Below are 13,002 nucleotides of genomic sequence, written 5' to 3' on the forward strand. Positions count from 1 at the left end.
CAGCGCTTTCCCGGCTGCGGGTTGTGTGTGCTTGTTCGCGCGGTTCCCGGCCGGCGCTATTCCCGGCCGGCCGACGCGAACGTCATGTCCGGGTAGCGGTCGCCCGCGACCTTCGCGGCGATCGGTTCCAGGAGGGCCAGTTCGTCGGCGGTCAGGACGATACGTGTCGCGCCCACGTTCTCCTCGACGCGCGAGCGCTTGGTCGTGCCCGGGATCGGGACCACCGGCAGCCCGTGCACCGTCGCCTGCTGCTGAACCCAGGCCAGGGCGATCTGCGCGGGCGAGGCGCCGTGGGCCTCGGCGACGGCCCGGATCGGCTCCAGCAGCGCCACGTTGGCGGCCGCGTTCTCACCAGTGAAGCGGGGCATCGTACGGCGGAAGTCCTGGTCCGTGAGGTCGGTGTCGGCGTTGGAGAAGGAGCCGGTGAGAAAACCGCGTCCCAGCGGCGAGTACGGCACCAGGGTCACGCCGAGGGCCTTGGCGGCGGGCACCACGTGCGCCTCGATGTCCCGGCTGAACAGCGACCACTCCGACTGCACCGCGGAGATCGGGTGGACGGCGTGGGCCGCGCGCAGCTCACCGGCCGTGACCTCGCTCAGTCCGAGGTGTTCGACCTTCCCCTCGCGCACCAGCTCCGCCATGGTGCCGACGGTCTCCTCGATCGGCACGCCCATATCGCGGCGGTGCATGTAGTAGAGGTCGATCACCTCCACATCCAGGCGCTTGAGGCTCGCCTCGACGCACTGGCGGATGTACGGCGGGTCGTTGCGGATGATCCGTTTGTACGGCTCCTCCGGCGAGCTCGAGATCCCGAACTTCGTGGCGATGACCACGTCCTCCCGGTGCCGCTTGAAGAACGGCGACAGGAACTTCTCGTTCTCCCCCGCGCCGTAGGCGTCCGCCGTGTCGTAGAGCGTGACGCCGAGTTCCAGAGCCCGCTCCAGGGCGGCGCGCGACTCCCCGGCGTCCGAGGGGCCGTACGCCCAGCTCATGCCCATGCAGCCGAGGCCCTGCACCCCCACCTGCGGGCCGTCGGCGGCGAGCTGCGCCTTCGCGATCCTGCTGTCCGTCATCGGGGCCTCTCCGACGCCAGGGCGCGCCCGGCGTCCGCATAGAAATCGATCTTGCGATTGAGCACCGCGAGCGTGTCCTGCAGCTCCGCGATCCGGGCGAGGACGTCCCGGCGGGTCGCCTCCAGGAGTTCGTAGCGCTCGCCGTATGTGTGATCTCCGGCACGCACCAGCTCCGCGTAGCGGACCATGTCGGCCACGGGCATGCCGGTGAGCCGGAGCTTACCGACGAGATCGAGCCAGTCCAGGTCGGCGTTGCAGTAGCGGCGCTGACCGGTGTGCGAGCGGTCCACGTGGGGCATGAGGCCGATCCGCTCGTACCAGCGCAGGGTGTGTGCCGTCAGCCCGGTGAAGGCGACGACCTCGCTGATGGTGTAACTGTCCTGCCCGGCGGGACGGGGATACCGCTCGGGCGGTACGGAGCAGATGTCGGTCCCGTTTTCGGCCGCCTCGGTCAAGGTCTCCATCACCGTCATGAACCCCACGCTAAAACCTTCGAGTGCACTCCAAGCAAGCGGACAGGGGGAAAATGCCGAGCCCCGTCCGGCGGGAGCAACTAGCGTGCGCCGCATGAGTCTCGTACGCCGGGCCGTACCCGAGGACGCCGAAGAACTGCTGCGACTGCGCCAGGTGATGATCGATTCGGTCTTCTCCACCGATTCCTCCACACAGTGGCACTCGGAGTCCCTGCCCGTCGTACGCCGCCGGCTCGCCGACCCCGAGGGCGGTTTCGTCGCGTTCGTGATCGACCATCCCCAGCGGCCCGGAGCGCTGGCCGCGCTGGTGGCCGGGACCGTCGAGTACCGGATCGGCCGGCTGGGCAATCCGCACGGGCGGGTCGGGCACGTCTTCAGTGTCGCCACCGATCCCGACGCGCGCCGCCGCGGCTACGCCCGCGCCTGCATGGAGACGCTGCTGGACTGGTTCCGCGGGCAGGACGTGAGCCAGGTCGATCTGAACGCGTCCGCCGAGGCCGAGCCCCTCTACGACTCGCTGGGCTTCGTCCGCAAGCCGGACCCCTCGATGCGGCTGCACCTGGGAAGCGCATAGTGTCGGACGCATGTCCCTGCAGAGTCTGGCGCTGATCGAGAACTGGCCCGTCCCCACCGCCGCCGCGGCGGTCGTCCGCGCGGACGGCACCGTGCTCGGCACGCACGGCCCGGTCGACCACCGCTTCCCGCTGGCCTCGGTCACCAAGCCGCTCGCCGCGTACGCGGTGCTCGTTGCGTACGAGGAGGGGGCGATCGAGCTGGACGAGCCCGCGGGGCCGCCCGGCTCCACGGTCCGGCACCTCCTCGCCCACACCTCCGGGCTGGCGTTCGACGAACACCGCGTGACGTCCGCTCCCGGGGAGCGGCGGCTGTACTCGAACGCGGGGTTCGAGGTGCTGGGCGATCATGTGGCGAAGGCGACGGACATCCGGTTCTTCGAGTACGCGCGCCAGGCCGTCCTCGACCCGCTCGGCATGACCTCGACGAGCCTCGAAGGCTCCCCGGCCAAGGACGGCGTCTCGACGGTCGCCGACCTCGTGCGGTTCGCGGCCGAGGTGCAGGCCCCGCGTCTGCTGGACGCGCGGACGATGGCGGAGGCGATGACGGTGCAATACCCGGGCACGAAGGGCGTGTTGCCCGGGTACGGACATCAGAACCCCAACGACTGGGGACTCGGCTTCGAGATCCGGGATTCCAAGTCGCCGCACTGGACGGGCGGTTCGTCGTCGCCGAGGACCTTCGGGCACTTCGGGCAGTCGGGCACGTTCCTGTGGATCGACCCGGACGCGGGGGTGGGGTGCGTGGCGTTGACGGACCGCGCCTTCGGACCATGGGCGGTCGAGGCGTGGACGCCGTTCACGGACGCGGTGCTGGCGGAACTGCGGGGCTGAGGCGCCCGGCTACCCGGTCAACTCCCAGACCAGCAGCTCCGCCTCGGTCAGCCCCACGGCCTCCACGTCCTTCGCGTCCGTGATCCGCGCCGCGTCGCCCGGCCCCAGCTCCGCGCCGTCCAGCCGCACTTCGCCGCGCACCACGTGGACGTAGGTGTACGCCGCGTCCGGTACCGCGGTGCGCTCCCCCTCCGCGAGGCGCCGCACATGGAGCATCGCTCCCGCCTGCGGGACCGCGTACGGTGTGGAGTCCGCGATGCCGTGGACCACCTCGTAGGCCGGATCGCCGCCCGGCTCCAGGGGCGCCAGCCACATCTGGACGAAGACCAGCGGGACGTCGGCGTCGTTGCGCTCCACGTGGCGGACGCCGCCCGCCGCGCTCAGACGCTGGACGTCTCCCGGCCTGATGAGCGACGAACGGCCCGTCGAGTCGCGGTGGGTCAGCCTGCCCTCCACCACCCATGTGACGATCTCGGTGTGGCTGTGCGGGTGCTCGTCGAAGCCCGCCCCAGGTGCGAGCCGCTCCTCGTTGCAGGCGATCACCGCGCCGAAGCGGAGGTTGTCCGGATCGTAGTGGGGGCCGAAGCTGAAGGCGTGCAGGGACTCGATCCCGGCGACCGGGTCCCCTCCCCGGTAGCGCTCGCCGGCGCGCCGTACGTCCATCACAGCAACCACCGTAGCCCCGCTTGTCCCACCCCCCGGGACCCCCGGCACACGCCTCCGGCCCGATAAGGCAGTCTTGTCCCCGTGCCCGAATCCGAAGCCAGCCACGCAGACCATGCAGTGCACTCCGTCCATCCCCACGCCGCGACCCTGAAGCGGCTGGAGAGGTCCTCCGGAAGCCTCGCCGCCCAGGCCATCGCGCGCATGGACGAGACGCTGCCGTGGTATCGGGCGATGCCTCCGGAGAACCGTTCCTGGATCGGTCTCGTGGCCCAGGCGGGCATCGCCGCGTTCACCGAGTGGTTCCGGCATCCGGACGCGCCCCAGGCCATCTCCACCGATGTCTTCGGCACCGCGCCGCGCGAACTGACGCGCGCCATCACCCTCCGGCAGACCGTGGAGATGGTGCGGACCACCATCGAGGTCATGGAGTCCGCCATCGACGAGGTGGCCGCTCCGGGCGACGAGTCCGTGCTGCGCGAGGCGCTCCTTGTCTACGCCCGCGAGATCGCCTTCGCCACCGCCCAGGTCTACGCGCAGGCCGCCGAGGCACGCGGCGCCTGGGACGCCCGGCTCGAGTCGCTGGTCGTGAACGCCGTGCTCAGCGGGGAGGCCGACGAGGGCGCCGTCAGCCGGGCCGCGGCCCTCGGCTGGAACTCGCCAGAACATGTGTGTGTGGTGCTGGGAACGGCGCCCGACGGTGACAGCGAGTTGACGGTCGAGGCCATCCGGCGGGCCGCCCGGCACGCCAAGCTTCAAGTCCTCACGGGGGTGCTCGGGGACCGCCTCGTGGTGATCGCCGGGGGCAGCGACAACCCGCTCGCCGTCGCCAGGTCGCTGATCGGGCCGTTCGCCGCAGGACCCGTGGTCGCCGGTCCCATCGTTCCCGATCTGCTCGCCGCCACCCGCTCCGCGCAGGCCGCCGCCGCAGGCCTCAAGGCGTGTTCTGCCTGGCAGGACGCACCGCGCCCGGTACTGGCGGACGACCTGCTTCCGGAGCGCGCGATCGCGGGTGACCCGAGCGCCCGCGAGGAACTGGTGGAGGAGATCTACAGACCGCTGGAGGAGGCGGGCTCCGCACTCCTGGAAACCCTCAGCGTCTATCTGGAGCAGGCGTCAAGTCTCGAAGGTGCGGCGCGGATGCTTTTCGTTCACCCGAACACCGTGCGCTACCGGCTCCGACGTGTGACTGACGTCACCGGTTGGTCGCCCTCTGATGTACGCTCCGCGTTCACGTTGCGGATCGCACTGATCCTGGGACGGCTCACCGAGGGGGATCCACGGACCTAGTCTTTTGTCGGGGGCCCACAAAACCCCCTGCTGTTCTTCGTCCCTGTCCCCACGGGCGGCCCCGGCCGTCCCCAAGAGAGAGTGTGAGAGTGCTCGTACTCGTCGCTCCCGGCCAGGGCGCCCAGACGCCTGGCTTCCTGACTCCTTGGCTCGAACTCCCCGGTGCCGCCGACCGCATCGCCGCGTGGTCGGACGCCATCGGGCTCGACCTCGCCCACTACGGCACGCAGGCCGACGCCGACGCCATCCGGGACACCGCCGTGGCCCAGCCGCTGCTGGTGGCCGCCGGTCTGCTGTCCGCCGCGGCACTCGGTGACATGGTCCCCGGCGCCGTCGCGGGCCACAGCGTCGGAGAGATCACCGCCGCCGCCTTCGCGGGCGTCCTCGAGGAGACGGCAGCCCTGATGCTCGTCCGCCGACGGGGCCTGGCGATGGCCGAGGCCGCCGCCATCACGGCCACGGGCATGTCGGCACTGCTCGGCGGCGACCCGACGACGACGATCCCGCACCTGGAGGGTCTGGGCCTGACGCCGGCGAACGTGAACGGTGCCGGGCAGATCGTCGCCGCCGGCACCCTGGAGCAGCTCGCCGCCCTGGAGGCCGACAAGCCCGAGGGAGTGCGGCGCGTCGTACCGCTGAAGGTGGCAGGTGCCTTCCACACCCACCACATGGCGCCCGCCGTCGACACCCTCGCCCAGGCCGCAGAGGCGCTGACGCCCGCCATGCCGAAGGTCGCGTACGTCTCGAACAAGGACGGACAGGTCGTCGAGACCGGCTCCGAGGTGCTCCAGCGCCTGGTCGGTCAGGTCGCCAACCCGGTCCGCTGGGACCTGTGCATGGAGACGTTCGAGAAGCTGGGCGTGACCGCGCTGCTCGAGGTGTGCCCCGGTGGCACCCTGACCGGCATCGCCAAGCGCGCGCTGCCCGGTGTCACGACCCTGGCCCTCAAGACCCCCGACGACCTCGATGCGGCGCGCAACCTCGTTTCCGAGCACAGCGCCTGATTAGGAGCCCGAGAACATGTCGAAGATCAAGGCACGGAAGGGCGCTCCGTACGCGCGCATCCTCGGGGTCGGCGGCTACCGCCCCGTCCGGGTGGTGCCCAACGAGGTGATCCTGGAGAAGATCGACTCCTCCGACGAGTGGATCCGCTCCCGCTCCGGCATCGAGACCCGGCACTGGGCGAACGACGATGAGACCGTCGCCGCGATGTCCATCGAGGCGTCCGGCAAGGCGATCGCCGACGCCGGGATCGCCGCCGAGCAGATCGGCGCGGTCATCGTCTCCACCGTCTCGCACTTCACCCAGACCCCGGCCGTCGCGACCGAGATCGCCGACAAACTCGGTACGGACAAGGCCGCAGCCTTCGACATCTCGGCCGGTTGCGCGGGCTTCGGCTACGGCCTCACGCTCGCCAAGGGCATGATCGTCGAGGGGTCCGCCGAGTATGTCCTCGTCATCGGTGTGGAGCGTCTCTCCGACCTGACGGACCTCGAGGACCGGGCGACCGCCTTCCTGTTCGGCGACGGTGCCGGCGCGGTCGTCGTCGGCCCGGCCGAGGAGCCGCACATCGGCCCGACCGTCTGGGGCTCGGAGGGCGACAAGTCCGAGACGATCAAGCAGACCGTGCCGTGGAACGAGTTCAGGCTCGGCGATGTCTCCAAGCTCCCGGTCGACAGCGAGGGCAACGTCAAGTTCCCCGCGATCACCCAGGAGGGCCAGGCGGTGTTCCGCTGGGCCGTGTTCGAGATGTCGAAGGTCGCCCAGCAGGCGCTGGACGCGGCCGGGATCACCCCGGACGACCTGGACGTCTTCATCCCGCACCAGGCCAACGTGCGGATCATCGACTCGATGGTGAAGACTCTCAAGCTGCCGGAGCACGTCACGGTCGCCCGTGACATCCGCACCACCGGCAACACCTCGGCCGCCTCGATCCCGCTCGCGATGGAGCGGCTCCTGGCGACCGGCGAGGCGAAGAGCGGCGACACCGCGCTCGTCATCGGATTCGGGGCGGGTCTCGTGTACGCAGCGACGGTCGTTACCCTCCCCTAGGCACTCCGTGCCGGATCATGCGATCCGTTGCGGGAACTGCACACCCCTGCCGCTGACGCGGCGGGCGCCACACCCTCTGGATACATACGAAGGAGCGCCTGACATGGCCGCCACCCAGGAAGAGATCGTCGCCGGTCTCGCCGAGATCGTGAACGAGATCGCCGGGATCCCCACCGAGGACGTCCAGCTGGACAAGTCCTTCACCGACGACCTGGACGTCGACTCGCTGTCCATGGTCGAGGTCGTCGTCGCCGCCGAGGAGCGCTTCGACGTGAAGATCCCCGACGACGACGTCAAGAACCTCAAGACCGTCGGTGACGCCGCCGAGTACATCCTCAAGCACCAGGCCTGATCGATCGATCACCCGGGCAGACGACAGCCCGATGACGGGCTGCGGCCCGGCCACCGGGCCATTGCCCCGCCACCCGGCGGTGGCGCCGCCGAATCCTCGTATCCGTTGGAGAAAGAATTCCCGTGAGCTCGACCAATCGCACCGTGGTCGTCACCGGTATCGGCGCAACCACACCGCTGGGTGGCGACGCGGCCTCTACTTGGGAGGGCCTGGTCGCCGGCAAGTCCGGCGTCCGTCTCCTCGAGCAGGAGTGGGCCGCCGAGCAGGCGGTCCGCATCGCAGCACAGATCGCCGTGGAGCCGTCCGAGGTCATCCCGCGTCCCCAGGCCCGCCGCCTGGACCGCTCGGCGCAGTTCGCGCTGATCGCCGCCAAGGAGGCCTGGGCGAACGCCGGTTTCACCGACAAGGCCGGCGAGGACTCCGCGGTCGATCCCGACCGTCTCGGCGCGGTCATCGCCTCCGGCATCGGTGGTGTGACGACCCTCCTCGAGCAGTACGACGTGCTGAAGGAGAAGGGCGTCCGCCGGGTCTCCCCGCACACCGTGCCGATGCTGATGCCGAACGGACCGTCCGCCAACGTGGGTCTCGCCGTGGGCGCCCGGGCCGGTGTCCACACCCCGGTCTCCGCCTGTGCGTCGGGCGCCGAGGCCATCGGCTACGCCATCGAGATGATCCGCACCGGCCGTGCCGACGTCGTCGTCGCCGGCGGTACGGAGGCGGCGATCCACCCGCTGCCGATCGCCGCGTTCGGCAACATGATGGCGATGTCCAAGAACAATGACGACCCGCAGGGCGCCTCGCGTCCCTACGACGTCGACCGCGACGGCTTCGTCCTGGGCGAGGGCGCGGGCGTGCTGGTGCTGGAGTCGGCCGAGCACGCCGCCAAGCGCGGTGCCCGCGTCTACGCGGAGGCGGTCGGCCAGGGCATCTCCGCCGACGGTCACGACATCGTCCAGCCGGAGCCCGAGGGCCGCGGAATCTCGCACGCCCTGCAGAACCTGCTCGACAACACCGACCTGGACCCGGCCGAGGTCGTGCACGTGAACGCGCACGCCACCTCCACACCGGCCGGCGACGTGGCCGAGTTGAAGGCGCTGCGCAAGGTCTTCGGCGACGACGCCGACCACATCGCGGTCTCCGCGACCAAGTCGATGACCGGTCACCTCCTCGGTGGCGCGGGCGGCGTGGAGTCGGTGGCGACCGTCCTCGCCCTGTACCACCGGGTGGCCCCGCCGACGATCAACGTCCGCAACCTCGACCCCGAGGCCGAGGCCAGCGCCGACATCGTCCGCGGCGAGGCCCGCAAGCTGCCGGTCGAAGGCCGTATCGCCGCGCTGAACGACTCGTTCGGCTTCGGCGGCCACAACGTCGTCCTGGCGTTCCGCACGGTCTGACGCGGACCGTCCGCCTGACACGGTGAAGGGCCCCCACCCGCTCGGTGGGGGCCCTTCATCTGCTGTCGGGCGGCTGCCTTCAGACGACCTGGTGCAGCCACCTCACCGGTGCGCCCTCTCCCGCGTACCGGAACGGTTCCAGCTCGTCGTCCCACGGCTTGCCCAGCAGTCTGGCGAGCTCGGCCTCGAGTTCCGTCTCGCCGCGCTGGGAGCGCACCAGGGCGGCGCGCAGCCGGTCCTCGGGGATGAGGATGTCGCCGTGGATGCCGGTGACCGCATGGAAGATGCCGAGGTCGGGGGTGCAGCTGTAGCGCTCGCCCTCGGCGGTCGGGCACGGTTCCGCGGTCACCTCGAAGCGAAGCAGCTGCCAGCCACGCAGCGCGGAGGCGAGCTTGGACGCCGTGCCGGCCTCGCCCTGCCAGGAGAACTCGGATCTCCAGGTCCCGGGTGCCGCGGGCTGCCGGATCCAGTCGAGACTGACGCGCGTACCCAGCACGCCTGCGACTGCCCACTCGACGTGCGGGCACAGTGCGCGTGGCGCGGAGTGCACGTACAGGACTCCACGTGTCGTCACCTGAACCTCCGGGCAGACCGCGACATCTTGTAACTTTACGGAACGGGCGTGGCGGGGCGGCCACGGGGCGAGGCTACCGTGCGGCGGCGCAAGGAGTGTGACGTACCGTCGGTCCGGACGGCCTCAAACACCCAGGTTTCACCCAAGGGGACGCGGGACTGACCCAACGTGTTCGAAGCGCTGCCGAACGAGGACGTCCACCGACCGAGCGGTCGTGGACCACGAACGAGGGGACCAGGGATGCGGAAGCGAAGCCACCGTTCGCGCGCCGTCGTGGCGTTCGCGGCGGCCGCCGTCCTGGGGCTCGCGGGGTGCGACGCCACCGGTGGCGAGGAGACCGCTCCGCAGGCCACCACCACACAGCCGATGCGGTCCCCGAGGCCCTCGCCGCTCTGGAACCGCTTCCCCGGCTCGATCGCCGCCGTGGGTGACTCCATCACCCGCGGTTTCGACGCCTGCACCGTGCTGTCCGACTGCCCGGAGGTGTCGTGGGCGACGGGCAGCGACTCCCAGGTCGACAGCCTCGCGGTGCGGCTCCTCGGGGTGACCGGGGTCGCGCTCCACAGCTGGAACTTCGCGGTGACCGGGGCCCGGATGTCGGATCTCGCGGCACAGATGGAACAGGCGGCGCAGCGGAAGCCGGAGCTGGTGACGGTGATGGCCGGCGCCAACGACGCCTGCCGCTCCACCCTCTCCGCGATGACCTCGGCCGCCGATTTCCGCGCCCGGTTCCAGGAGGCGATGGACACGCTGCGCGGGGAACTGCCCCGGACGCAGGTGTACGTCGCCAGCGTGCCGAACCTGAAGCGGCTGTGGTCACAGGGCCGCACCAGCCCGATCGGCAAAGAGGTGTGGAAGCTGGGCGTCTGCCCGTCGATGCTGAACAACGCGGACGCTCTGGACGCCGCGGCCACGAAGCGGCGCGCCACGGTGCAGGCCCGGGTGGAGGCGTACAACCGGGTCCTGAAGGAGGTGTGCGAGAAGGACCGGCGGTGCCGCTTCGACGGCAACGCCGTCTTCGACTACCGCTTCGGCACCGACCAGTTGAGCCAGTGGGACTGGTTCCATCCGAGCAGGAACGGTCAGGCACGACTGGCGGAGATCGCCTACCGCACCGTCACGGCGAAAGACCCGGTGACCTAGGGTTTTCCACATGAGCGAACTTTTCGGCACGCTTCCCGACGGCGCACCGGTCCACCGCTGGACGCTGGAGCGGGACGGGGTGCGGGTCCGCGTCCTGTCGTACGGCGGGATCCTGCAGTCGGTCCGGCTCACTGACCCATGGGGATTCCCCCGCACGAGCGAAGCCGACAGTGGGAAAGGACGTCCGGCGGACCTGGTGCTCGGCTTCGCGGGCCTGGAGGGCTACCTCACCCACCCGGGGCCGTATCTGGGCGCGCTGATCGGGCGGTACGCCAACCGCATCGCACGGGCCCGTTTCGCGCTCGACGGCCGGACCTACCCGCTCGAGCCGAACGACGGGCCGAACTCGCTGCACGGCGGTGTGCGGGGCTTCGACAAGCGCGTATGGGACGTGGAGCCGGTCGAGCACGGCGTGCGGCTGTCCCGGGTCGGCGCGCACGGCGAGGAGGGCTTTCCGGGCCGTCTCAAGGTCTCGGCGACCTACACCCTCGGACCGGGCGGTGCGCTCCGGATCGCGTACGAAGCGGTCACGGATGCGCCGACCGTCGTCAACCTGACCAGCCACTCCTACTGGAATCTGGCCGGTTCGGGGCATGCGGGCGGGCACGAACTGCGGATCGCCGCCTCACGGATCACCCCGGTGGACGGTGACCTGATCCCGACGGGTGAACTTCAGGACGTGGCCGGCACGCGCTTCGACTTCCGGACGGCGCGGAAGGCCGGCTCGGGGTACGACCACAACTTCGTGCTCGACAAGGGCGTGACCGACACCCCCGAGCAGGTGGCCGAGCTGCACGATCCGGCGTCCGGGAGGGTGCTCACCATCGCGACGACCGAACCCGGACTCCAGCTCTACACCGGGGACCACCTCGGCGCCCCGTTCTCCCCCGGCGACGGGATCGCGCTGGAGACGCAGCACTTCCCGGACTCCCCGAACCGCCCCCGGTTCCCGAGCACCGTGCTGCGTCCGGGTGAGCACTACCGCTCGGAGACCGTGTACGGCTTCGGCGCACGCGGCTAGTGCGGCGGTCGACGCCACGAGCCCCGGCCCAGGGGTCAGGTCCCGGACCGGGGCTGCTCGTGGAGGGACTTCTCCCGGGTCAGACGTTAATCGTCACCGTGACACGGCGGTCCGCGATCGAGCGGCCTGCGGCAACCTCGTACGAACCCTTCACAAACGACCACGTGTTCGAGTCATGGTCCCAGATCTCGAAGGCCCGCCACGGCAGTTCCACGACAGCGTCGGCTCTCTCCCGGTGTCGTCTCGACGCCCGCGAAACCGGCGAGCCGGATGCCGGACGTCCGGCATCCGGCTCGGCCGGGCCCAGGCAGACCTGCGCGCGGTGCACGACAGGCTGCCGGGCGGGCATGTCCACACACCGGTCCTGCAGTTCGGGACGGGAACACGGACCCGGCGACCGGGACGGTCGCCGACCCCGAGTGCGTACGGAACCGGCTCGACATCATCGCCCAGGCCCGGGGAATCGTGACGGTGGCGGCGAACACCGTCTCCGGACACTGCGTCAGGCGCGGGTGACCGTCTCCTCCTCCGGTTCCCGCTCCTCGGCCGTCCCCTCGCCCAGCAGGTCGCGGGCCAGCAGTGTGGCGCCCGCGACCGCGCCCGGCATCAGGAAGACCGCGACGAACGGGACGAGGAAGGCGAGGCCGAGGGGCGTGCCGAAGCCCCAGACGAGCAGCTTGCGGGAGCGCAACAGCGTGAGGCGTTCGCGGAGTTCCACACCACGGCGCTGGAGGGCGATGGCGGTGAGTTCCTCGGTGAGGAAGAAGCCGGTGACGAAGAAGCCGGCCACGGGGACGACGGTCTGGCCGACGAGCGGGAGAAAGCCGAGGGCGAAGAGGAGGACGCCCCAGAGCATGGCGCGGACGAGGATGCGGAGGCTGTCGCGGATCGAGATCCACAGTTCACGGTGGAGCGGCAGGCCGGACTGCGGGGCCGTGCCGTCCGGCGATACGTCGCGGTCCACCGTCTCGGAGAGGCTCTCGTAGAACGGCTGGCCGACGACGAGGGTGACGGCGGAAAAGGTGAGGACGGCCAGCAGGAGGGCGAGGGCGAAGAGGACGGCGGTGAGGAAGCCGCGGAAGAGGCCGAGCCAGGGGCTCGGCCACCCGTCGGCGAACGGTGTGGCCCAGGTGACGGCTTCCTCGCCCCACAGGGCCAGGGCGACCAGCGCCGCCGCATACAGAACGAGGGTGATCAGTCCCGGCAGAAGGCCGAGACCGTACTGCCTGCCGTGCCGGGACACCCAACGCTGGCCTGACAGAAGACGACCGAATCCCACCCCGAGATCACGCATGGAAGAAACTTTACCGAGGCGGCCGCATCGCGGTGTCACGGCCACCGTGACCCGCGAAACAGCGGGCAGGGCGCCTTCCTTCGTCGTGGCCGACGCCGTGCGGCCGGTGCGGGCGTCTCCCACGGCGGCCCCGGCCCGCCCGACACGGAGGCCGCACCCCACGTCCAAGGGTGCGGCCTCCGTACTGGTCAACGACCTCGACCGGACGAGCGTCACGCTGCCGCCGCCTCGGTGGCCCTCGAGTAGGGCAGAACTGGTGGGCCTGTT

General features: G+C 70.6%; 14 protein-coding genes and 2 pseudogenes. 10 read left to right on the forward strand and 6 right to left on the reverse strand.

All coding sequences use genetic code 11. From position 1 onward, the window contains the following. Window positions 1–56: 56 nt before the first annotated feature. Window positions 57–1,073: an aldo/keto reductase gene (locus tag VXC91_RS14530; RefSeq protein ID WP_329507603.1), complete on the reverse strand. Its 1,017-nt coding sequence runs from the start codon at window positions 1,071–1,073 to the stop codon at window positions 57–59. Next, a complete protein-coding gene (locus VXC91_RS14535) occupies window positions 1,070–1,546 on the reverse strand; it encodes a MerR family transcriptional regulator (protein ID WP_329507605.1) in 477 nt (158 codons plus the stop codon). Before VXC91_RS14535 ends, VXC91_RS14530 begins: the two co-directional genes overlap by 4 nt. A 94-nt stretch (window positions 1,547–1,640) precedes the next feature. On the opposite strand from VXC91_RS14535, the gene VXC91_RS14540 reads away from it, so the two are divergent. Both VXC91_RS14540 and VXC91_RS14545 read left to right on the forward strand, forming a co-directional pair. Further along, entirely contained in the window at window positions 1,641–2,120 is a 480-nt protein-coding gene (locus VXC91_RS14540; protein WP_329507607.1) for a GNAT family N-acetyltransferase, read from the forward strand. A 10-nt stretch (window positions 2,121–2,130) separates the two neighbouring features. Further along, on the forward strand, window positions 2,131–2,952 hold the full coding sequence (locus VXC91_RS14545; RefSeq protein ID WP_329507609.1) for a serine hydrolase domain-containing protein: 822 nt from the start codon (window positions 2,131–2,133) through the stop codon (window positions 2,950–2,952). A gap of 9 nt (window positions 2,953–2,961) precedes the next feature. Here the strand turns inward: VXC91_RS14545 and VXC91_RS14550 are convergent, their stop codons facing one another. Further along, a complete protein-coding gene (locus VXC91_RS14550) occupies window positions 2,962–3,618 on the reverse strand; it encodes a pirin family protein (RefSeq protein WP_408057386.1) in 657 nt (218 codons plus the stop codon). A gap of 81 nt (window positions 3,619–3,699) precedes the next feature. Here VXC91_RS14550 and VXC91_RS14555 point away from each other — a divergent pair, with 81 nt between their 5' ends. The 5 genes from VXC91_RS14555 (at window position 3,700) to fabF (ending at window position 8,703) form a co-directional block, all read left to right on the forward strand. Then, entirely contained in the window at window positions 3,700–4,905 is a 1,206-nt protein-coding gene (locus VXC91_RS14555) for a PucR family transcriptional regulator (protein ID WP_329507611.1), read from the forward strand. An 89-nt stretch (window positions 4,906–4,994) separates the two neighbouring features. Further along, entirely contained in the window at window positions 4,995–5,909 is a 915-nt protein-coding gene (locus tag VXC91_RS14560; protein ID WP_329507613.1) for an ACP S-malonyltransferase, read from the forward strand. A 16-nt stretch (window positions 5,910–5,925) separates the two neighbouring features. Further along, a complete protein-coding gene (locus VXC91_RS14565; protein ID WP_329507615.1) occupies window positions 5,926–6,957 on the forward strand; it encodes a ketoacyl-ACP synthase III in 1,032 nt (343 codons plus the stop codon). A 103-nt stretch (window positions 6,958–7,060) separates the two neighbouring features. Next, complete coding sequence (locus tag VXC91_RS14570; protein ID WP_043440034.1) at window positions 7,061–7,309, forward strand: acyl carrier protein; 249 nt, start codon at window positions 7,061–7,063, stop codon at window positions 7,307–7,309. 122 nt (window positions 7,310–7,431) lie between these two features. After that, on the forward strand, window positions 7,432–8,703 hold the full coding sequence (gene fabF / locus VXC91_RS14575; protein ID WP_329507622.1) for a beta-ketoacyl-ACP synthase II: 1,272 nt from the start codon (window positions 7,432–7,434) through the stop codon (window positions 8,701–8,703). A 79-nt stretch (window positions 8,704–8,782) separates the two neighbouring features. On the opposite strand, the gene VXC91_RS14580 is transcribed toward fabF, so the two are convergent. Continuing rightward, entirely contained in the window at window positions 8,783–9,277 is a 495-nt protein-coding gene (locus VXC91_RS14580; RefSeq protein WP_329507624.1) for a DUF3145 domain-containing protein, read from the reverse strand. A gap of 240 nt (window positions 9,278–9,517) precedes the next feature. Between VXC91_RS14580 and VXC91_RS14585 the strand changes: the two genes are divergently transcribed. Both VXC91_RS14585 and VXC91_RS14590 read left to right on the forward strand, forming a co-directional pair. Then, window positions 9,518–10,420 carry an SGNH/GDSL hydrolase family protein gene (locus VXC91_RS14585; protein ID WP_329507626.1) on the forward strand — a complete coding sequence of 301 codons (903 nt, stop codon included), beginning with the start codon at window positions 9,518–9,520 and terminating at the stop codon, window positions 10,418–10,420. A gap of 10 nt (window positions 10,421–10,430) precedes the next feature. After that, window positions 10,431–11,441, forward strand: a complete 1,011-nt coding sequence (locus tag VXC91_RS14590; RefSeq protein ID WP_329507628.1) for an aldose epimerase family protein — start codon at window positions 10,431–10,433, stop codon at window positions 11,439–11,441. 79 nt (window positions 11,442–11,520) lie between these two features. Here VXC91_RS14590 and VXC91_RS14595 read toward each other — a convergent pair. Continuing rightward, a pseudogene (locus VXC91_RS14595) lies at window positions 11,521–11,757 on the reverse strand (fibronectin type III-like domain-contianing protein); the annotation flags it as partial. Window positions 11,758–11,766: 9 nt separating this feature from the next. Between VXC91_RS14595 and VXC91_RS14600 the strand changes: the two are divergent. Next, window positions 11,767–11,957 (forward strand): annotated as a pseudogene (locus VXC91_RS14600) (pyroglutamyl peptidase); the annotation flags it as partial. Here the strand turns inward: VXC91_RS14600 and VXC91_RS14605 are convergent. Then, window positions 11,944–12,735, reverse strand: a complete 792-nt coding sequence (locus VXC91_RS14605; RefSeq protein WP_329507632.1) for an EI24 domain-containing protein — start codon at window positions 12,733–12,735, stop codon at window positions 11,944–11,946. The pseudogene VXC91_RS14600 and the gene VXC91_RS14605 overlap by 14 nt on opposite strands. Window positions 12,736–13,002: the final 267 nt, after the last annotated feature.

Origin of the sequence: Streptomyces chiangmaiensis (assembly GCF_036281785.1) — a bacterium.
In the GTDB taxonomy this organism is placed as follows: Bacteria; Actinomycetota; Actinomycetes; order Streptomycetales; family Streptomycetaceae; genus Streptomyces; species Streptomyces chiangmaiensis.